At 42.7% G+C, this 20,732-nt stretch carries 17 protein-coding genes; 8 read left to right on the forward strand and 9 right to left on the reverse strand.

The genetic code is table 11. The features are described from left to right. Positions 1–35 precede the first annotated feature (35 nt). A complete protein-coding gene (locus tag ABH008_RS01635; protein WP_347988135.1) occupies positions 36–482 on the reverse strand; it encodes a DUF934 domain-containing protein in 447 nt (148 codons plus the stop codon). Further along, positions 469–2,121, reverse strand: a complete 1,653-nt coding sequence (locus ABH008_RS01640) for a nitrite/sulfite reductase (protein WP_347988136.1) — start codon at positions 2,119–2,121, stop codon at positions 469–471. Before ABH008_RS01640 ends, ABH008_RS01635 begins: the two co-directional genes overlap by 14 nt. A gap of 160 nt (positions 2,122–2,281) precedes the next feature. Between ABH008_RS01640 and nhaD the strand changes: the two genes are divergently transcribed. The 7 genes from nhaD to glp all read left to right on the forward strand — a co-directional run bounded on the left by nhaD (position 2,282) and on the right by glp (position 12,592). After that, positions 2,282–3,646, forward strand: coding sequence for a sodium:proton antiporter NhaD (gene nhaD / locus ABH008_RS01645; RefSeq protein ID WP_347988137.1), 1,365 nt, complete (start codon positions 2,282–2,284; stop codon positions 3,644–3,646). 41 nt (positions 3,647–3,687) lie between these two features. Then, positions 3,688–5,037, forward strand: coding sequence for an MFS transporter (locus tag ABH008_RS01650; RefSeq protein ID WP_347988138.1), 1,350 nt, complete (start codon positions 3,688–3,690; stop codon positions 5,035–5,037). Positions 5,038–5,123: 86 nt separating this feature from the next. Then, entirely contained in the window at positions 5,124–5,471 is a 348-nt protein-coding gene (locus ABH008_RS01655) for a hypothetical protein (protein WP_347988139.1), read from the forward strand. 133 nt (positions 5,472–5,604) lie between these two features. Then, a complete protein-coding gene (locus ABH008_RS01660; RefSeq protein ID WP_347988140.1) occupies positions 5,605–6,885 on the forward strand; it encodes a TolC family protein in 1,281 nt (426 codons plus the stop codon). Then, positions 6,885–8,147, forward strand: coding sequence for an efflux RND transporter periplasmic adaptor subunit (locus ABH008_RS01665; protein WP_347988141.1), 1,263 nt, complete (start codon positions 6,885–6,887; stop codon positions 8,145–8,147). The genes ABH008_RS01660 and ABH008_RS01665 overlap by 1 nt, the downstream gene beginning before the upstream one ends. Beyond that, on the forward strand, positions 8,144–11,272 hold the full coding sequence (locus ABH008_RS01670) for an efflux RND transporter permease subunit (protein WP_347988142.1): 3,129 nt from the start codon (positions 8,144–8,146) through the stop codon (positions 11,270–11,272). The genes ABH008_RS01665 and ABH008_RS01670 overlap by 4 nt, the downstream gene beginning before the upstream one ends. 42 nt (positions 11,273–11,314) lie before the next feature. Next, positions 11,315–12,592, forward strand: a complete 1,278-nt coding sequence (glp, locus tag ABH008_RS01675; RefSeq protein WP_347988143.1) for a gephyrin-like molybdotransferase Glp — start codon at positions 11,315–11,317, stop codon at positions 12,590–12,592. A 10-nt stretch (positions 12,593–12,602) separates the two neighbouring features. Here glp and ABH008_RS01680 read toward each other — a convergent pair whose 3' ends face one another. The 7 genes from ABH008_RS01680 to hxlA all read right to left on the reverse strand — a co-directional run bounded on the left by ABH008_RS01680 (position 12,603) and on the right by hxlA (position 19,387). Beyond that, positions 12,603–13,268 (reverse strand): thiopurine S-methyltransferase, encoded by a 666-nt coding sequence (locus ABH008_RS01680; protein WP_347988144.1) that lies wholly within the window; start codon positions 13,266–13,268, stop codon positions 12,603–12,605. Then, positions 13,265–13,936 carry an SAM-dependent methyltransferase gene (locus ABH008_RS01685; RefSeq protein ID WP_347988145.1) on the reverse strand — a complete coding sequence of 224 codons (672 nt, stop codon included), beginning with the start codon at positions 13,934–13,936 and terminating at the stop codon, positions 13,265–13,267. The genes ABH008_RS01680 and ABH008_RS01685 overlap by 4 nt, the downstream gene beginning before the upstream one ends. A 266-nt stretch (positions 13,937–14,202) precedes the next feature. Next, entirely contained in the window at positions 14,203–14,547 is a 345-nt protein-coding gene (locus ABH008_RS01690) for a DUF2782 domain-containing protein (protein ID WP_347988146.1), read from the reverse strand. A 217-nt stretch (positions 14,548–14,764) separates the two neighbouring features. Then, positions 14,765–16,114: a hypothetical protein gene (locus tag ABH008_RS01695; RefSeq protein ID WP_347988147.1), complete on the reverse strand. Its 1,350-nt coding sequence runs from the start codon at positions 16,112–16,114 to the stop codon at positions 14,765–14,767. Positions 16,115–16,226: 112 nt separating this feature from the next. After that, positions 16,227–16,496, reverse strand: a complete 270-nt coding sequence (locus ABH008_RS01700) for a hypothetical protein (protein WP_347988148.1) — start codon at positions 16,494–16,496, stop codon at positions 16,227–16,229. Positions 16,497–16,577: 81 nt separating this feature from the next. After that, positions 16,578–18,590 (reverse strand): transketolase, encoded by a 2,013-nt coding sequence (gene tkt / locus ABH008_RS01705; protein ID WP_347988149.1) that lies wholly within the window; start codon positions 18,588–18,590, stop codon positions 16,578–16,580. Between the two features lie 149 nt (positions 18,591–18,739). Continuing rightward, positions 18,740–19,387 (reverse strand): 3-hexulose-6-phosphate synthase, encoded by a 648-nt coding sequence (gene hxlA / locus ABH008_RS01710; RefSeq protein WP_347988150.1) that lies wholly within the window; start codon positions 19,385–19,387, stop codon positions 18,740–18,742. A 439-nt stretch (positions 19,388–19,826) separates the two neighbouring features. Between hxlA and ABH008_RS01715 the strand changes: the two genes are divergently transcribed. Then, complete coding sequence (locus ABH008_RS01715; protein ID WP_347988151.1) at positions 19,827–20,684, forward strand: SIR2 family protein; 858 nt, start codon at positions 19,827–19,829, stop codon at positions 20,682–20,684. Positions 20,685–20,732 lie beyond the last annotated feature (48 nt).

Consider the following 20,732-nt stretch of genomic DNA (forward strand, 5'->3'; position numbering starts at 1 on the left):
GATACAAAGCCAACTAATAATTGTATAGCTGTCTATCAAGGCTGATAAGTGACAGAAAAATCATTCATGCAGGATAGCGCTAAAGGAAGTTGTTGTTCGTTTTCTAATTGAAATGCATTGACACCAACGCGCATCAAATAAAATACTTGATCTGCCAGAAAATGACCTGTTGCCCGAATTTCACCCTGATATCCCAATCGCGTGCGTAACAAGCGGGCTTGCGAAAATATACGACCGTCACCAAAGCCAGGAAAATCTAGTTCAATCAGATCAAGACTGTTTAAGGTATCGGATAAATCGTTAACATTATCAGTTGAAGTTAGGCGCACCCCTCTTTTTCCAGAATGATTTAAACATTGCTGATGATGATTTTTCCAGCGATCAAGGGAAACAGTGATGTTGCCTTGATCACCGATTTCGGTTTCATTATCAACATAAATCCAGTCGTTAGGGACGATTTGTTTATCTTTAATGATTTGCATAAATTTTGTCTTTAAAAGGTTCTAGTCCAATCCGTTTTACGGTTTGTAGAAAAGCTTCGTCTTCCAGGCGTTTTTGTACATAGACATCAAGAATATCAACGACAGTTTGTGTGATCTGACTTTTAGGGACTGAAGGTCCGAGGCGTTCGCCAATTGCAGCCTCATTTTCAGAGGATCCACCCAAAGTGAGTTGATACCATTCTTCGCCTTTTTTGTCGACACCCAAAATACCAATATGCCCGACACTTTGATGAGCGCAGCCATTCATGCAGCCGGACATATTAATTTTAATATCGCCAATATCGTGCAGATAATCAAGATCATCCAGTGCTTCATTAATTTCTTTTGCGACGCCAATCGAGCCGGCATTGGCTAAAGAACAAAAATCCAAGCCTGGGCAGCAGATCATATCGGTGGCTGTGCCAATGTTAGGTGTTGCCAGTTGCAAAGCAGTCAGTTTTTGCCATAGGGTAAATAGATCCGCTTGTTTTATATCTGCTAAAACCAGATTTTGTCTATGAGTGCTTCTGATTTCGCCAAAGCTGTACAAATCTGCCAGTTCAGCTACAGCATCAAGTTGATCGGCAGTGATGTCGCCTGGTGGTGAATCAGGTGCTTTTAACGACAGAAAAACTATTCGATAACCAGGTATTTTATGCTGTACTGTATTAAATTTAAGCCATTTGGAAAAGTCGGTATTGGTTGCGGCAATATCTGTGTGCGTAGTATTTACTGCTGCTTTTGTATCGTAAGCAGGAGGTAAAAACTGTGCCTGCATAGCAGCAATACGTTCATCGCTAACCAGTTGGTCATTTTTAATGTGTAACCATTCATTCTCAACCAGGGCGGTAAATTTTTCCAGTCCGGTTTCTTTAACTAAAATTTTAATGCGAGCTTTATATTTATTATCACGTCTGCCTAGCTGGTTGTATACGCGCAGTATGGCTTCGAGATAAGAGAGTAAATATTTTTTTTCCAGAAACGGTCTAATGGTTTGCCCGATAATCGGTGTTCTGCCCAGACCGCCCCCTGCCAGAACGCGGAAACCTGTTTCTCCCTCTGCATTTTTAACCAGATAGACACCAATATCATGTAATTGCACAGCAGCGCGGTCGTGTTCAGATCCGCTGACTGCAATTTTGAATTTTCGCGGTAAGTAAGCAAACTCAGGATGTAAAGTAGTCCACTGACGGATAATTTCGCAGTAGGGACGTGGATCTTCGATTTCATCTGTGCAGACACCCGCCAGATGGTCTGAGGTAGTATTGCGCAGGCAATTACCACTGGTTTGAATAGCATGCATTTGCACTGTAGAAAGCTCTGCAAGCAAATCAGGTACTGTTTCCAATGCGGGCCAGTTATATTGGACATTTTGCCGGGTTGTAAAATGGCAATAGCCTTTGTCGTATTTACGGGCCACTTTTGCCAGCATACGTAATTGCCGAGAAGACAGTAACCCGTAGGGTACAGCTACACGCAACATCGGTGCATGGGTTTGCACGTAAAGGCCATTCATTAAGCGTAAGGCTCTAAATTCATCAGGGCCAAGTTCTCCGTTTAGGAAGCGTTGGGTCTGGCCTCTGAATTGGAGAACTCGCTGTTCAATAAGTGTTTGATCGTCGTTTGTGTATTGATACATTTGAATTTTGCTGTCTATAAGCAACTATAAAATTTAGTGATAGTTTTAAGATACCGGTAGGGATTAAATGACAAAAAACATGATCTAATGATAACATGTTGCACTGATTTATACTGATTTGATAACAACTAAAACTTAATCATATGGGAAGGGGGTTGCCTTGTTGCGCTTACTGTTAATATTAGCCGGTTTGCTGTTGATACCGGAAATGGCCATGGCCGAAGAATTTAAGAACCTGGGGTTGACAGGTACTGAACGCGGAATTTACACCGTTTTAATCTTCTTGGTCGCATATGGATTTGTAATGGCTGAAGAGTTTACGCATTTGCGTAAGTCAAAACCAGTCATTTTTGCCGCAGCTGTTATTTGGGCTCATGTTGCCGTTTTAGCGAGTGATGCGGGAGTTCCATCTGAGGAATTGCATCAGGCTTTCGAGCATGATCTGAAAGAATATGCAGAACTGATGTTGTTCTTGCTGGTAGCGATGACATATATCAATTCAATGGCTGATCGTAATGTATTTGAAGCATTGCGTTCTTGGTTGATTAGAAAACAATTCGGTTATAAACAATTATTCTGGATCACTGGCATTATCACCTTTTTCTTATCGGCTGTAGCGGATAATCTGACTTCTGCCCTTTTGGTAGGTGCCGTGGTATTAGCAGTAGGTGCGGATAATGAAAAATTCGTTTCGGTTGGTTTTGTTAATCTGGTGATTGCCGCTAATGCTGGTGGTGCATTTTGTCCATTTGGAGACATTACCACCTTAATGGTTTGGCAAGCAGGTTATGCTGAATTTTTTGATTTCTTCAAATTATTCATTCCATCCATCGTCAATTTCGTTGTACCTGCCTTTTTTATGGCGCAAGCTGTTCCCGCAGGACAACCCTTGGCGACCAATGAAGCTGCAGTGCAACTTAAACCCGGCGCAATTCAGGTGTGTGCATTATTTCTGTTAACCATTATTTTTGCGGTCTGCTTTAAACAATTCCTGCATTTACCTCCATTCATGGGCATGATGTTAGGTTTGTCTGTGTTAATGCTTTACGGATACTACATAAAAGTTACTTTCCCTGATCCTGAAAACGGCGAGCGTTTTGATATTTTCGAGAAAGTAAAAGGCGCAGAGTGGGATACATTATTGTTCTTCTTTGGCGTGGTTTTCGCGGTTGGTGGGCTGGGTTATATCGGTTACTTGGAATTATTATCGGGAGCCATGTACGATGGTCTTGGTGCTACCACAGCTAACATCTTGGTGGGTATTATTTCTGCTATTGTTGATAACATTCCTGTGATGTTTGCAGTATTAAATATGAACTTGGATATGGATCTGTATCAGTGGTTGTTGGTTACTTTAACTGCGGGTGTGGGTGGATCACTGTTTTCAGTGGGTTCTGCTGCTGGTGTAGCATTGATGGGTCAGTCTAATCATAAGTATACATTTTTCAGTCACTTAAAATGGACGCCAGTGATTGCTCTTGGGTATGCTGCTAGTATTTTTACTCATTATTTAATTAATGGCTAATTGATCTGATAATTCAAGCTTTAACAAACAAGAGAAAGCGCATGTCAAAATATAACGCCAGTTGGCGTAGCGCTTTCTCCGTTTATGCCCAGTCAAAAGTGCTGGGCATGATTTTTCTCGGATTTTCGGCAGGGTTGCCGTTTTCGCTCATTTCTTCCACTTTATCTGCCAGACTGGCAGATGAGCAAATATCTTTATCTGTCATTGGTTATTTCAGTCTGGTAGGAATTGCTTATTCTATAAAAGTGTTTTGGGCTCCTATCGTTGATCGCGTGTCATTACCTTTGCTGCACAAACTGCTGGGTAAGCGACGTAGCTGGATGTTGTTAGCTCAAGCTGGCATAGCTGCAGGGCTTTTTGGTATAAGTGCTGTTGATATGCATCTGCATTTACATCAAGTTGCTTTATTGGCTGTGTGTGTGGCTTTTTGTTCTGCAACGCAAGATATTGCTATTGATGCTTATCGAATTGAAGCCGTAAATCCCAAGTATCAGGGGGCTATGGCGGCAATGTATGTGTTTGGCTATCGATTGGCGCTTTTAATTGCTGGTGCAGGTGTATTATATATAGCCGAGTACGGTAGCTGGAAGGTGGCTTATCAGGTTATGTCCAGTGCTATGTTGGTTGGTATTGTAACCACCTTGATAATATCAGAGCCGGAACATATTGCGGATCAACGTACTAAAGCCATAGAGGAAAAGGTAGAGTCGGCATTAGGTGTTCACAAAGCCGTGCCTATTTTTTCTAACTTTTTAAAGTGGTTTTCCGATGCTGTTGTTAGTCCTTTTGTAGAGTTTTTTCAGCGTAATGGCCGTGCAGCAATTTGGATTTTATTGCTGATTGCTGTTTACAAGATAAGTGATATAGCTATGGGGGTAATGGCTATACCTTTTTACCTGGATTTGGGCTTTAGTAAAAAAGACATTGCAGATGTTAGCAAATTGTTTGGTTTTTTTATGACCATTTTCGGTACTTCGTTGGGCGGTATAATGATCGTGCGCTTGGGGATCATGAAGCCTTTGCTGATTGGTGCTATTCTGGCGGCAATAACTAATCTGTTGTTTGCTTTACTCGCGTCAAGCCAGCCAAGCATTGCTTTGTTGGCAGGAGTCATCAGTATCGATAACTTGAGTGGTGGCATTGCTGCTGCCAGTTTGATTGCCTACTTATCAAGTTTAACTAATACCGCCTATACGGCCACCCAATATGCGTTATTTAGTTCCTTAATGACTTTGCCTGCCAAGTTAATTGGTAGTTTTTCTGGCGATGTGGCAGCCACTTATGGTTATAGCGCATTTTTTATCTATTCGGCAGTCATAGGGTTACCGGCTATCTTTTTGGTTATTTTTTTGATGCGTTCACCTGTTGCTGTGAATACATTACGTGAATAGATAGTTATTACTAATCTATGTCCGCCTAAATCCTCATAATCTAAGCAGTTCTTGCAACGTGCATTCTCTAGTTCTATACTAAAGGTATGCAACCATTTAAATTATTAGTCACAGTCTTGTTGTGTTTTATGCTGTCCATTCAGGGCGGTGTGAGCCAGTCTTTGCTTGGAGATATGTGCTCTAAAACAGATGGTTCAGTTAGTCAAACCCAAGTAGATGATGAACACAGTTGTTGTCAAGATACGCTTAAAGTCACTAAAACAGGTAAGATCTGTAAAGCGGAACAGTCCTGTCAGGGCTTAAATTATGCTGTGTTAAACAAGCTTGAACCTTTAACGGTGGTGGTAACTACTAATAAAATACCGCTATTAGCTAATCAGTTGGTTTTATCATTTCAGCCTTTTAATACTTGGCGACCTCCCAATTTAATCTAGTTCCATTTTTTCCATCTGCATTGGTTGATGAGTAATAACTGATGCGGTTTGTGAATTATTTTTAGCCGTAAATTTGTTATTCGTCCGCATAACTACGCATTAACGGCTTTCAGTGCTTATTAGGATTTAGATTATGTTTATTCCATTTCCATCTAGACCATTAAAATTTATATCCCTATTTATTACCATACTAGGTATTTTGCCACTTAATGTTTCAGCAATAGAGTTATCTTTTGCCGATGCCCTTAAACTCGCATTGGAGAATGCACCAGTATTGGTTGCCAATCAGGCACAAATCGAGTCGGCTAGACAGGCAGCGATTCCAGCAGGCGAACTTCCTGATCCACAATTAGCTTTGGGTGTCGACAATTTACCCATTCAGGGTAATGAAAGTTTTAGTCTGTCTAGAGATTTTATGACTATGCAAAGGGTGGGGATTATGCAGTCATTTCCTAACCTGGCTAAGCTGGATGCAAGAATAGCGATTGCCGAAGGTCGTTTGGCTGTGGCAGAGGCGCAAACCCGATTGGTACGATTGCAAATATTACAAGAGACTTCAGTCGCTTGGATTAATCGTGCCGGTATTGAACGCCAATTGCAAAAAATGACTGAATTAGAAATCGAAAATCAACATCTCGCGCAATCAGTTAAAGCGCGTTTTGCTGGGGGAGCGGGTATGCCTAGTGAATTATTGGCTCCACGTCAGGAAGCAGCAAGAATTGCTGAACGCCGAGATGATTTGGAAAGTGCCAAGCAGCAAACAATTGCTCAGCTTAAACGTTGGATTGGTGGTGCAGCAGAACAACCTTTGTCGGGTGAGGTGCCAGAGTGGCCAATTAGCTATGAAGACTTATCGCATGGTTTGCACCGCCATCCGGAACTAGATTTGTTTATGCCAAAAGGTAAGGTTCTGGACGCAGAAGTCGCTGAAGCTAAAGCCGATAAAATTCCAGATTGGGCACTACAGCTTGCCTATCAACGCCGTGGTCCAGCTTATGGTGATATGGTGTCTATGCAAGTAAGTGTGGATTTGCCCTTATTTGCAGACTCCCGGCAAGAACCAAAGATTGCCGCTAAATTAGCGGAGCGTAATGCTTTAGCTGCAGAACATAATGCTGCTCTACAAGAGCATAATGCTATGTTGGAATCAGGATTGGCAGAATATAAACGCTTGTGTAAAGCAGAACGACGTAGTCAGGAGGTATTAATTCCGTTAGCAAAGGAAAAAGTGGCATTAACACTAGCAGCTTGGCAGAGTAATCGTAGTGATTTAGCGACGCTTATTACGGCTAGACAGGAACTTATTGACACTGAATTGAAAGCTATTACGACGGAAAGTGAGCGCAAGCAGCTTGCGGCGCGATTGCATTATACCTATAGCAAAGAAACGTTGGTTTATGGAGAGGGGCAATAATGTATAACGCAAAATCTATTGTTATTCAATTAACCATTGCCTTAGTTTTATTGCTGATTGGAACTGGAAGTGGTTGGTGGTTTGCTACGCACCAGCTCTCACAAGAAAATCAGACGATGCTGGCACCAACTGAACTGATTAATGAGAGTCAACGCCGCGTGTTGTACTGGTATGATCCAATGATGCCACAGCAGCATTTTGAGCATGCCGGAAAATCACCATTTATGGATATGGAATTAATGCCTAAATATGCAGATGAACAAGCTGCAGCAGGTGTGCAAATTGATCCGTTACTTGCCGAAAATATGGGCATGCGTCTCGTAACAGTAAAACGTCAGCCACTAAGCCGACAAATTGAAGTATCGGGTTTATTGGCTTTTAATGATCGTGACGTTGCCGTGGTGCAGACTCTCAGTAATGGCATTGTGAAACGTGTTTGGTCATTAGCTAGTGGCGATATAGTCCAAGCGGGACAGCCCTTAGCAGAAATTTTGCAACCCGAATGGGTAGCTGCACAACATGAATTTTTGGCAGTTCAGACTATGAACGATGCCAGTTTACTTACCGCAGCACATGAGCGCTTGCTTTTGTTAGGAATGCCGGAGTCTGTTATTCAGCAGTTGCAGCGCAGTGGGGTTGTGCAACTAAACTATACCATTAAGGCACCTATTAGTGGTGTGATACAGAGTTTAGAGCTACGTAATGGTATGAGTGTTACGAATGGACAAACAGTTGCACGTATTAATGGGTTATCTAGCGTTTGGTTAGAAGCAGCAGTGCCGGAAGCTCAAGCGGATGTTTTACATGTGAGAGATACGGCTGAAATCCGCTTAACCAGTTTTCCAGAAAGGTCGTTAGTTGGAAAGATTGCAGCCATTTTACCCATGTTAAACGAAAGTAGTCGAAGTGTAAGGGTACGTATTGAACTTAAAAATCCACAACAACAATTTAGGCCGGGTCAAACAGCGCAGATTAAACTTAGCAGTAATGGTGGTGGTGCAGCGTTATTTGTTCCAACTGAAGCCTTGATTCGGACGGGTAAACGCACCTTAGTCATGCTTGCTGTTCAAGCAGGACGGTATCTTCCGCGTGAGATTACTATCGGTCACGAATGGGGCGATAAAACAGCGGTGATTGCTGGTTTGGAAGAAGGTGAAAATATCGTTGCCAGTGGACAGTTTTTAATTGATTCTGCCGCCAGTTTAAATGGTATAGAAGCTCAGAAGTTACCCATACAGTCCATACCTATGGAGGCAAAATGATTGCCTCATTAATTCGCTGGTCTGTTGCAAATCGTTTTTTGGTGCTACTGAGTACCTTGTGTTTATGCGTTTGGGGCATATGGTCGGTAAAAACAACGGCCATAGATGCGCTGCCAGATTTATCGGATGTGCAAGTGATTATTCGTACTAGCTATCCGGGGCAGGCTCCACAAGTGGTTGAAAACCAAGTCACCTATCCATTGGCAACGACTATGTTGTCTGTGCCAGGTGCAAAAACTGTACGGGGTTATTCCTTTTTTGGAGATAGTTTTATCTATGTGCTTTTTGAAGATAATACCGATTTATACTGGGCTCGATCTCGCGTCTTGGAATATCTTAATCAGGTACAAAGCCGATTACCTGTTACGGCACGCACCAGTTTAGGACCGGATGCCACGGGTGTTGGCTGGATTTTTCAATATGCATTGATAGATAAAAGTGGTCAACATGATTTATCGCAACTACGTTCAATACAAGATTGGTTTTTAAAATACGAGTTAAAAAGTTTACCGAATGTCGCCGAGGTTGCTACGGTTGGTGGTATGGTAAAACAATATCAGGTTCTGCTTGATCCGCTGAAATTGGTGAATTATGGGCTTAGTCAACAACAAGTCAGTGATGCCATTACGCAGGCTAATGCCGAAGTGGGTGGTTCCGTACTGGAATTGGGCGAAGCCGAGTTGATGGTGAGATCCAGTGCGTATTTAAAATCTTTAGATGATTTTAAAACAATTTTTATAAAATTAGCTGATGGGGTACCCGTTTTATTGTCAGATATAGCCAGTATACAGCTAGGTCCAGAAATGCGGCGTGGTGTGGTGGAATTGGATGGAGAAGGCGAAACTGTGGGTGGGATAATTATTTTGCGTACCGGTAAAAACGCAAGAGAAACCATTGCTGCCGTAAAACATAAACTTGAAACGCTGAAAGCTAGTTTACCCAAAGGGGTGGAGATAGTTACAACTTATGATCGCAGTCAACTCATTGATAGAGCAGTTGAAAATTTAACTGATAAATTAATTGAAGAGTTTATGGTTGTTACGCTGGTATGCATCCTATTTCTCTGGCATTTACGCTCTGCTTTTGTTGCAATCATTGCCTTGCCGATCGGCGTATTAACCGCCTTTGCCGTTATGCGTTACCAGGGTATTAATGCCAATATTATGTCATTGGGTGGTATTGCAATCGCCGTAGGTGCTATGGTTGATGCCGCTGTGGTCATGATAGAAAATGCGCATAAAAAGATTGAACTGTGGCAGCATCAGCATGTAGGTGAAAAACTACAAGGTGAAACACATTGGCAGGTAATGACTGAGGCAGCAGTGGAAGTTGGCCCTGCTTTGTTTTTTTCCTTATTAATTATCACCTTATCATTTTTGCCTATTTTTACCTTAGAAGCTCAAGAAGGACGCTTGTTTAGCCCACTGGCATTTACCAAAACTTATGCCATGGCGGCTTCTGCCGGACTATCAGTGACCCTGATTCCCATCCTTATGGGATATTGGATACGCGGTAAAATTCCAAATGAAGCAGATAATCCCCTTAATCGCTGGTTGGTAAAGCGTTACTGGCCGATTTTAAATAGCGTGATTAGTCAGCCTAAAATCACGCTCAGTGTTTCTTTTTTGATTTTTTTAACGATTAGTTGGCCACTTAGTCAATTGGGTGGGGAGTTTTTACCACCTCTGGATGAAGGTGATTTGCTGTATATGCCTAGTGCTCTGCCTGGTTTGTCCGCACAAAAAGCGACAGAATTATTACAACAGACAGATCGTATGATTAAATCTGTACCCGAAGTGGCTCGAGTTTTTGGCAAGGTTGGCCGAGCCGAGACCGCAACTGATCCAGCACCGCTAGAGATGTTTGAGACCACTATCCAGTTTAAGCCGCGACAGGAATGGCGAAAGGATATGACTCCAGAAAAATTAGTGGAAGCGCTGGATAAAGCCGTGCAAGTGCCTGGGCTTTCTAATATATGGATACCACCTATACGCAATCGTATAGATATGTTGGCTACCGGTATTAAAAGTCCGATAGGAATTAAAGTTACCGGTAGTAAGCTGGCCGATATAGACAGAGTTGCACAACTTGTGGAGCATTCAGCTAAACAAGTACTCGGTGTATCCTCGGCATTGGCAGAGCGATTGACGGGTGGGCGTTATATCGATATTGATATTGATCGTGCTGCCGCTGCACGCTATGGACTCACTATTGCGGAATTACAAAGTGTAGTGGCTGGTTTGATTGGTGGTGATAACATAGGCGAAACTATAGAAGGTCTGGCCCGTTACCCAATTAGTTTACGCTATCCTCGTGAGTGGCGTGATTCACTACAGCGGTTGCAAGAACTACCTATCATGACTGCAACAGGTATACCGATCACCTTAGGCAGTGTTGCACATGTGCATATTAGTGATGGTGCGCCTATGTTAAAAAGTGAAAATGCACGTCCAAGTGCCTGGGTGTATATTGACGCGCATAGTCGAGATTTAGCGTCAGTTGTCGCTGATTTGAAACGAGTTATACAACAGGATGTAAAGCTGGAGCCCGGTATTACCCTAAGTTATTCAGGTCAGTTTGAGTTTATGGAACGCGCCAATGCTCGATTAACTGTGGTGGTGCCTATTACCTTATTAATTATTTTTGTATTACTCTATCAAACTTTTTCTCGATTTGATGAGGCGTTGTTGATTATGTTGACTCTACCCTTTGCCATGACGGGTGGAGTCTGGTTTTTGTATTTGTTAAATTTCAATTTGTCTGCTGCATCAGGTGTCGGATTTATTGCTTTGGCAGGAATTTCGGCAGAATTTGGCGTTATCATGCTTCTTTATTTAAAACAGGCCTGGGAAAAACGTCTTAGCAGTGGAGAAAATACCGAAATTGGCTTATTGGCAGCCATTCGTGAAGGTGCCGTATTGCGAGTGAGACCTAAAGCGATGACGGTAGCGGTAATAATAGCGGGTTTACTACCCATTTTATGGGGTAGTGGTACTGGCAGTGAAGTAATGAGTCGTATCGCCGCACCAATGATTGGCGGTATGATTACTGCTCCGCTTCTCTCAATGCTGGTTATTCCGGCTGCGTATCGATTGATGCGCGGTAGAGCGTTGCAGAAGGCTTAAAACTTAGTTTATATATCTAATATTTTTTGTAAATAAATCATAATGACCCAAACCCTGCAATTTAATTTGGTCGCCTGTGGAGATGATCATGACCCCACTGCCTTGCCAGTGGATCAAGCTCGACAACGTATTTTGGATACTATTACACCTTTAGGTGCAAATGCCACTGAACGTTTGGATTTGTTAAATTGTTTGGATAGGGTGTTGGCGGAAGATATTGTTGCAACGTCGAATGTTCCACCACATATGAATTCTGCAATGGATGGCTACGCTTTAACAGCTACGGATATCCCAATAAATACTACACGGGAATTGCGCGTAGTGGGTAGTAGTTTTGCTGGGCATCCGTTCCAGGAGGTTTGCGGAAGTGGGGAATGTGTACGCATTATGACTGGTGGGCTGGTACCAAATGGTTTGGATACAGTCATTCCACAAGAGTCTGTGCAATTATTACCTGAAAATTACATACGCATTGATGGGCGAACTCGATCAGGTGACAATGTGCGCTTGGCCGGTGAAGATCTTCAGATAGGACAGACAGTCTTAAGCAGGGGGCGGCGTATAACAGCTGCCGATCTGGGGTTGATTGCATCGCTTGGTATCGGTGAAGTTGCCGTTAAGCGTTATTTGAAAGTTGCATTTTTTTCTACTGGTGACGAATTATGCAGTATAGATACACCACTAATGCCGGGACAGATTTACGATAGTAACCGATATACCTTGTTTGGTATGTTAAGTCATCAACATTGTCAAATCAAAGATTTTGGTGTTGTGCGTGATGATCCTGCGCAATTACGATCTACTCTTCTGGCGGCGGCTGATGGTTATGATGTCGTTATTGCCACGGGAGGTGTCTCTGTCGGCGAAGCAGATTATGTTAGAGATGTGTTAGCTGAACTAGGCAGCATTGCTTTCTGGAAAGTTGCTATGAAGCCCGGTCGTCCTTTAACCTTTGGCTATTTGCGGCAGGCTTTATTTTTTGGTTTACCCGGTAATCCAGTAGCCGTGATGGTTAATTTTAGCCAATTCGTGCAACCTGCTTTAAAGCGTCTGGCGGGTGAAATTAGTCACCCTCCTTTGATGTTGAATGCCGTAACAACGTCAACATTAAAAAAGAGAGCTGGTCGCACTGAATATCAGCGGGGCATCCTTAGTCAAGCAGAAGATGGTAGTTTGATAGTAACTAAAACGGGTAATCAAGGATCGGGAATTTTATTATCAATGTCGCGTGCGAATTGCTTTATTGTCTTAAACGCTCAGCAAACTCATATTGATGTTGGTGAAGTGGTGATGGTACAACCTTTTGTTGATTGTCTGTAAGCCATTAAACTTATCTATGGCTAGTCAGTTGGTAAACTTTATACTCTATCCGTTCCACTAGTTCTGAATTTGCGGAGTCAGTGACGGATACGCATTCAGTATGCGCAACTTCAATATTATATTCAGTTGCATAAAGACTGCTAATTTCACTGTCTACCTCATTATTGGAGCTAAATTCTTTAGTTCCTTCAACGTCTTCGGCTGTCAGCAAAAAAATCTGTTCCGCGTCAGGTACAATTAAACGTAAATGTTTTACATAGTGTTTACGAATATCCTCTGGTAGAGCTGTTAATGCAGCCCGATCATAAACTATATCGATTACACCTAAATTTTCTGGTAACAAAGCAAAATAATCCCCACACAGGATGCTAATTTTTCCCTGCTGCCAAACGGTAAATTTACCCATACGCCGTTTACTGGGTTGCATATGGTTTTCTCGGAAAAAGGCTTTTACGGCTATCGGACTTAACTCAACACCTATCACCTCATACCCTTGTTCTGCTAGCCAGAGTATGTCCAGGCTTTTACCGCACAGAGGTATAAATACCCGGCTGCCAGGTTGAGTATGGAAACTGGGCCAAAAACGTATCAGTAATTGATTAACATTGTTTTGGTGAAAATCGGTGCGTTGATCTAGCCAGAATTTTAACCATAAATTATTGTCGCGACTATTCATAAGTCGACTTGAAACAGTGATCGACTAAATGTTAGAAAACAACCTTTATACGGATCGCCGTTTTCAGTGAAGCTCTCTGCACGTCTACTGTTAAATCCATAGCCTAACTCATTCATTTCCCGACAAAATCGTACCCGATTTCCCCTGTCAGGGTCGACAATAATAATTTCAGCCGCTTCAGTAGTGTGCTGATTGATAAAATGAGCGAGCTGACTTGCTTGTTGGCGTTCGTAGAGAATATCACTACCAATAATCAGATCAAACTGGCCCAACTCTGGATTACTTGTTTCCCAGTTGCCAATTTGATAATGCATGGGTAGCATTTTATTTAATAGTAAATTTTCATTTAAGAAAATTTCACTTAACGGATGCCAGTCGCTAACAGTCATATCACCTTGTCGACGATGGATTACCAGGCTGGCTAGTGCAAGTCCAGCTCCAATTTCCAGGATACGTTTTCCGGTAAGCTCATAACTATCCATACACAGAGCTAATATGCGTGCAGATGGCCACAAATGACCAAATAAAGACCAACTGGCGGGTGAAATACCTGTCAAAGCAGCTTCCCCGTCGGTATCTGCATATTGTTGAAGATCCAACAAGGAACGGATTACATAGTCGGTACCACCGACAGTGACAGTCTGGAACTTGACTTGATAATCGAGCATAAAGGTTTCTCAAAGAATGCAGCTGGTTCGTCAGGTAAATGTACTGATCGAACGCATTCAGCAGCTTCTTAAAGAAGAGGAATGCAGGGCGAAAAGGCACTCGCGTGGATTGCTTCGCAGTTAAAAACTAAGGGTGTGTCTCAGCATAACATTTTGGCTAGACAAAATGTTAATTTTTGATGTTTTTTTGGCAAGTAAGGCTGTGCTTAGTTAAGTTTTTACTGTGCCAATCATATGGAACTAGTATATCGACAGGTTTATTGATTTTATGGCCAGTCCCATTCAAATAGGGTCCATTTGTTGATATTTGTATTCTTATCCATATCGTTTTTTTTGGTATCCATTTCACCATCGCCATTGGTATCAAGCATGTAATAAGGTGGACCCACTTGCGGAATAATTTTTACCATGTAAAGCTTGCCGTTACGGCGATATTCCTGAATGGTATCCTGACCTTTACGAATAATGGTAATGTCTGGTTGCATTTCTTCACCTGATTGTACAGGTAAAGGTAGTTCTGGAGGTTCTGGCACGTCAGCAGGTTCGTTTTCTGCGGCAAGACACAACAACGGCAAAATTAGCAACAAACTGAGCGGGAAAAAATAACGCATGACTATCTCTAATAAGCAGTATTATTGGGAATAATAATACAGTTTTATATAATCTGTATTAATTTGCTTGCATTGTTTAGTCTTGGCAAGTGTGGCTGAAGTAGTAACAGACTATTTCTATAGCACTGATGCTCAAGCGTAGGTTTAATTTGATGGGAAGAGAATAGTCCGGTGATTTATTCTGCAGTTATGCTGAGTAAATCACCGGAATTTTTTATCAAGCCTGTTTACGAAGATATTTTTCAACGCCAGTGGTTCTGGTGGTAACTGTTTCTTTCGCGTGTAAATGTTGTTTGGCTAGATATTTAACCACACCTGAAATAGCGGGGGCATCTTCCTGATTATTTAAATACTTGGCAACTCCAGTTAATCCCACAGAAACTTTTTCTTGAGATTTTTGTTGTGCCAAATATTTACTGACTGAAGTAATAGTCGTGGCAGGTTTAACTTGTAACAGCTGTTTAGTCAGATACTTTGCAACACCCGTTAAAGGTGGTTGTTGTCTAGCTAGAATAGCTTGTTTTGCCACATATTTGGCTACACCTGTTAAAGGCTCAGCTTGGCTTTGCAGTTGTGTTTGGCGAGCAATATATTTACTGACACTCGTTGTTTTAGGTGCATTTTTTTCGGAAGCTGCTAGTTTGGCTAGGTATTTGGCAACACTAGAGCCAACAAACTCTTCTTCAACAACCTGTTCTGCACTTTCTTCAACTTGCGGCACTTTTGCCTCAGCTTTTTCTTGTTGCATTCTGGCTTCCTGTTCTTGGTAGTGTGCAATCAGTGCAGCCGCTGCTGCTTTTCGAGCAACAATAGCCTGTTCGGCTAAAAACTTTTCTACTCCGGTTAATGGGGTCTGTTCTTTTAGCAAGCGTTCTTGAGTTTGTATGTATTTGCTGACACCCGTGATGACAGGAGCATCTTTTGCCAACTTAGTTTGTTTACTGACGTATTTACTAACACTAGTTGCAATTGGAGCCTCTTTTGCCTGTAATTCCTGTTTCATTACGTATTTAGCGACACCTGTGATTGTGGGAGCATCACCAGCCAATAAATGTTGTCTGGTTAAATACTTAGCCACACCCGTTACAGTGTGCGGTTCACGATCATGGATAGTTACGTATTTAGCAACACCTGTAACAGGCGCTTCTTTCGCTAGAAATTTTTGCTTAAGTAAATATTTGGCAACGCGTGTAATAGGATTAGCTTCTTGTTGTGACAGATATTTTTCAACGCCGCTTGGCAGTTTCTCAAACGCTTCTTGAACGGCAATCCTGGCGGATTCAGCTGCTGCGGCTTCAGCGTCTAATGCTGCTTGTTGTGCTTGTTGTTCGGCAAGCAGAGCCTGTTTTTTCTCTAGTAAAGCTTCTTCAACCAATGCTTGGCGAGCCAGATATTTAGCAACACCGGTTAAGTTTTCAATGTCTTCAATTTTTTTCAGATAACGGGCAACGCCAGTTAATTGCAATTCTTCTCTATTGCTATCACTGCTGCTGTTCGCTGAAGGGGTGTTGAAGAAAAAAGTCGGGATTATCCCGAATAAGCTATTCATCAAATTAGGTTTTTGCATTTGAGAATACTCCTGATTATTTTAAATGGGTGCATAACGATCCTGGCTATTTATTCTTTTAAATTATGAGCGGATTGTTTGTCAATAAAAACTAGCCGCCTATTGTATTAGCTTAGGAACCTTGGTTGCTATAAATAACTTTTGGCTGAAAACTGGCAGCGGGATATTTTGCATCAAATTGAGTTTGTTCAACTTGAGACGATTTTGTCGCTTTGGGTTCGCAGGGGGTGGACGTTGAGGCAGTTGAAGTTGTCGCTACCGCTTCAGTGCTATAGATGACTTTCGGTTGAAAATTTGCTGCCGGATAATCCTCAGCATGCGCTACGGAAGTCGATAGCAATAATGCTATGAGTAATCTTTGGTTCAATTGTGAGTTTTTCATTTATTCACCTTACTCTACCGTTAGAAAATTCAGATGTTTTGCCGGAATATTCCGGCAAAACATAGTTACACTATAACCTAATTAAAGCACTGCTTCGACATTTGCGACAACATTATCGACGGTAAAGCCAAACTCTTTGAAAAGTTGGCCTGCCGGAGCTGATTCGCCGAAGCGATCCAAGCCGACGATTTTGCCTTGGCTGCCGGCATATTTCCACCAACCTGCGGTCACACCTGCTTCTACCACGACCCGTTTGCTGACACTGGGTGGCAGCACGCTGTCTTGATAAGCTTGATCTTGCGCTTCGAAAACATTCGTAGAGGGAATAGAAACCACGCGAATGTTTTTGCCTTTACCTGACAGTGCTTCTGCTGCTTTCAGCGCCAATTCCACTTCAGAACCCGTCGCAATAATAATGGCATCCGGGCTACCCACGCTGTCTTTCAGAATATAGCCACCTTTTCTGATAGCCTCAATCTGTGCTGCTGTACGTGGAACGTGTGGCAGATTTTGACGTGAGAAAATCAGTGTACTTGGGCCTTCTTGACGATCAATCGCTGCTTTCCAGCTAACCGCTGATTCAACCGCATCGCAAGGACGCCAAACTTGCATATTGGGTATCATACGCAAAGTTGCCGTTTGTTCAACGGGTTGATGGGTTGGGCCGTCTTCGCCTAAGCCGATGGAGTCATGCGTATAAACAAAAATGGTCGGAATTTTCATCAACGCCGCCATCCGCAGTGCATTACGCGCATATTCCGAGAACATCAGGAATGTTGCGCCATAAGGTCTGAAGCCACCGTGCAGAACCAAGCCATTCATGATGGCAGACATACCAAATTCACGTACGCCATAGTAAATATAGTTGCCGTCATGACCACTGGCGTTAACATCTTTACAACCAGACCACAGCGTCAGGTTGGAGCCTGCCAAGTCAGCAGAGCCGCCCAATAACTCAGGTAATAAAGGCCCAAAACCATTCAGGGTATTTTGTGACGCTTTACGACTGGCAATGGTTTCAGCTTTGGCATCCACCGCAGCTATAAATGCGTTGGCTTTTTCGTTCCAGTCACTGGGTAGTTTGCCTGACACACGGCGTTCAAATTCGGCAGCCAGCTCAGGATGAGCGGCACGATAAGCGGCCAGTTGTGCATTCCACTCTGTTTCTAGACGCGCACCTTTGCTATGTGCATCCCAGCCTGCTTTAATGTCAGCAGGGATCTCAAATGCAGGGTGTGGCCAACCAATACGTTCACGCGTTGCTGCAATTTCTGCTTCGCCAAGTGCCGCTCCGTGACATTCTTCTTTGCCTTCTTTGTTGGGTGAACCCCAGCCAATGATGGTTTGGCAGCAAATAATAGTCGGTTTGTCAGTTACTTTACGGGCTTCTTCAAGCGCTTTTTTCACCGCTTCAGCATCGTGACCATCTACTTTAGGGATAACATGCCAGCCATACGCTTCAAAGCGTTTTGGTGTGTTGTCCAGGAACCAGCCCGTTACATTACCATGACCACGCACTTCACCATCAATCGAGATGTTGTTGTCGTCGTAGATTGCAATCAGTTTGCCCAGTTGCATGGAACCCGCCAGTGAACAGGCTTCGTGCGAGATGCCTTCCATTAAGCAGCCATCACCCAAAAACACATAAGTGTAGTGATCGACAATACTGTGTCCTGGACGGTTAAATTGGCCTGCCAGCGTACGTTCTGCCAGTGCAAAACCCACGGCATTGGTAATGCCTTGGCCCAAAGGACCCGTAGTGGTTTCTACGCCAGGTGCATAACCATATTCCGGGTGACCGGCGGTACGTGAATGCAATTGACGAAAATTCTTAAGTTCTTCTATCGGCAAATCATAGCCTGCCAGATGCAGTAACGAGTACAGCAACATGGAGCCGTGACCATTGGACAAAATAAAACGGTCGCGATTTGGCCAGTGGGGGTTGGCAGGATTGTGTTGCAGAAAATCGTTCCACAGTACTTCTGCTATATCGGCCATACCCATAGGTGCGCCTGGGTGTCCTGAATTGGCTTTTTGCACGGCGTCCATGCTGAGGGCGCGGATGGCGTTCGCTAAATCTCTACGCGAAGGCATGATGGTCTCCTTTTTATTGGGGTACAAAAACCCCCGGCTTTAATGTTATGTTTGTAAAAAACTGGGGGTCAAAACGAACAAAAGGACGAGTGGCATTACCACTCGTCCTTGACATTGCTACGAAAAAGTAGATGTTAGCAATGCATAGATTATGCAGCTGCAGCGTCTACCAGTTCGCGAATTTCACGTGCCGCTTCAGCAGGTGATGGTGCACCGTAGATTGCTGCACCGACGACGATGATGTTTGCGCCAGCTTCAACAACTTGTTGAACAGTCGCTTGTTTAATACCGCCAGCAACAGAAATTCTGACGTTCAAACCCAGACGAGCAATGTCTTGCAAGTCAGAGAATGGTGTTTGGCCTGCAGCTTGAGCATCCAAACCAGTGTGAATACCGACGATTTGAGCGCCCAGTTTCACTGATTCTTTTGCAACGTTAGCTTTGTCGCCAACATTGATCAGGTCGATTTGTACTTCAGCGCCGCTTTTTTTAGCTGCTTTAATAACACCAGCAATTGTTGCCAAACCAGAAACACCTAATACGGTACAGATATCTGCGCCAGCATCATAAAACGCACCTGCTTCGTATTCGCCAGCATCCATAGTTTTCAGGTCAACCAGCAACAGTTTGTCTGGGTAACGATTTCTCAATTCTTTTACCAAATTGATACCATTGTATTTGATACAAGGAGTGCCAATTTCAAAAATATCAACATATGGCGCTACTTGGTCAGCCAGTGCGACAGTTTGGTTGAAATCCAGTGAATCTAACGCCATTTGAATTAATGGTCTTGCCATAATGATGTGCTCCGTTTGTTACAGTTATAGTTATAAAGACTACCCATCAACATCGTTTTCCAGGTATTAGACCAGAAAACAGTCACACCTATGTTGACGAGCAATAAAAAGACAATCTGGCGCAACTCTAAATCAGAATATGGCGCTCTGTCAATGCAAAAACCAAGTTAAAGTACTATGTGCCGAAGTTTGACTTGTGCATGCCAAATTCGAATTATAAATATTTCCTGGCAACATAGCCACAGCCACTTGTTGTTTTGTTATGTAAAGCTGTCGTAATCCATACAATTTACAAGGAATAAATGCAAATTTATAAGTACTTCAATGTGCTGTATGCCTTGATTGGCAAGGGATATAAGAATTTTTGGTCATGGAATTTTAAATTGGATTGAATATTGCTTCTAGGTTTTAGATATTTTTAAAACTATATGGAGTGCGTATGTCAAGTACAAATTTTTCCGAAATTTTAAGTGGATTATATGATAACCAAGTCATTCCTTACCTGGGTCCTGGTGTATTGAATGATGTCGTTAATACGATTAATGGTGAGTCAATTCCAGCTGATAGTAACAGCTTGATTCTGGCGATGAATGGTGGCAAACCCATGGCTCCCAAGCTAATGTACGAATTTCCGCGCGCAGCAATGAATCAAGAGCTAAAGCGTGGGCGCAGTTTTGTTACACAATTTTTGGATAAAACGTATGCACAAAACCAATGGAGCAGGGCTGCCGTACATAATTGGTTAGCTGAATGGCGCCCGAAGTATGTCATTGACATCAATCGGGATACGCAATTGCAAGACAGTTATGCCGATGAAGAACACACTCTAATAGTTGGTTTAGCGCGTGTGATTGGTAATTCGTTCCGCTTCAAAATTTATCATTATGACGGCAGCAGTTATTTTGAAATTCCCCAACATCAGGTCGACTTAAACTTGCCTGTTCTATTTAAGCCAATGGGTACGCCAAGGCCAGAATCTAACTATGTGGCTTCGGATGCAGATTATGTGGATTACATTACGGAACTGATGGGTGGATTTGCTATTCCGGATTTTTTAAAAGAATATCGTAAGGATAAAAAATATTTATTACTGGGTTTGCCGTTAAATCGCGATTCTGAGCGAATGGTTATGAGTGATATTGTCTATGCTGCCAATGAACATAGGGGGTGGTTTTTAAGAAAAAATCCAACCGATAAAGAAAAGCGCTTTAGTGAGCGCATGGGCTTCGAATTGATAGAAATCGAATGCCAAGAATTTTTGCAAAGTTTGGAAACAGCAGCCACCATTGCTGCTTAAAAAATGGGTTAAAAAGGGCAAATTTTTTGCCCTTTACTACTACAGTAA

The sequence above is a fragment of the Methylomonas sp. AM2-LC genome (genome assembly GCF_039904985.1).
Taxonomy (GTDB): Bacteria; Pseudomonadota; Gammaproteobacteria; order Methylococcales; family Methylomonadaceae; genus Methylomonas.

Coding starts and splice junctions, on each gene's coding strand:
- ABH008_RS01635 (WP_347988135.1), bottom strand. CDS start 482: ATGCAAATCATTAAAGATAAACAAATCGTCCCTAACGACTGGATTTAT.
- ABH008_RS01640 (WP_347988136.1), bottom strand. CDS start 2,121: ATGTATCAATACACAAACGACGATCAAACACTTATTGAACAGCGAGTT.
- ABH008_RS01650 (WP_347988138.1), top strand. CDS start 3,688: ATGTCAAAATATAACGCCAGTTGGCGTAGCGCTTTCTCCGTTTATGCC.
- ABH008_RS01655 (WP_347988139.1), top strand. CDS start 5,124: ATGCAACCATTTAAATTATTAGTCACAGTCTTGTTGTGTTTTATGCTG.
- ABH008_RS01660 (WP_347988140.1), top strand. CDS start 5,605: ATGTTTATTCCATTTCCATCTAGACCATTAAAATTTATATCCCTATTT.
- ABH008_RS01665 (WP_347988141.1), top strand. CDS start 6,885: ATGTATAACGCAAAATCTATTGTTATTCAATTAACCATTGCCTTAGTT.
- ABH008_RS01670 (WP_347988142.1), top strand. CDS start 8,144: ATGATTGCCTCATTAATTCGCTGGTCTGTTGCAAATCGTTTTTTGGTG.
- glp (WP_347988143.1), top strand. CDS start 11,315: ATGACCCAAACCCTGCAATTTAATTTGGTCGCCTGTGGAGATGATCAT.
- ABH008_RS01680 (WP_347988144.1), bottom strand. CDS start 13,268: ATGAATAGTCGCGACAATAATTTATGGTTAAAATTCTGGCTAGATCAA.
- ABH008_RS01685 (WP_347988145.1), bottom strand. CDS start 13,936: ATGCTCGATTATCAAGTCAAGTTCCAGACTGTCACTGTCGGTGGTACC.
- ABH008_RS01690 (WP_347988146.1), bottom strand. CDS start 14,547: ATGCGTTATTTTTTCCCGCTCAGTTTGTTGCTAATTTTGCCGTTGTTG.
- ABH008_RS01695 (WP_347988147.1), bottom strand. CDS start 16,114: ATGCAAAAACCTAATTTGATGAATAGCTTATTCGGGATAATCCCGACT.
- ABH008_RS01700 (WP_347988148.1), bottom strand. CDS start 16,496: ATGAAAAACTCACAATTGAACCAAAGATTACTCATAGCATTATTGCTA.
- tkt (WP_347988149.1), bottom strand. CDS start 18,590: ATGCCTTCGCGTAGAGATTTAGCGAACGCCATCCGCGCCCTCAGCATG.
- hxlA (WP_347988150.1), bottom strand. CDS start 19,387: ATGGCAAGACCATTAATTCAAATGGCGTTAGATTCACTGGATTTCAAC.
- ABH008_RS01715 (WP_347988151.1), top strand. CDS start 19,827: ATGTCAAGTACAAATTTTTCCGAAATTTTAAGTGGATTATATGATAAC.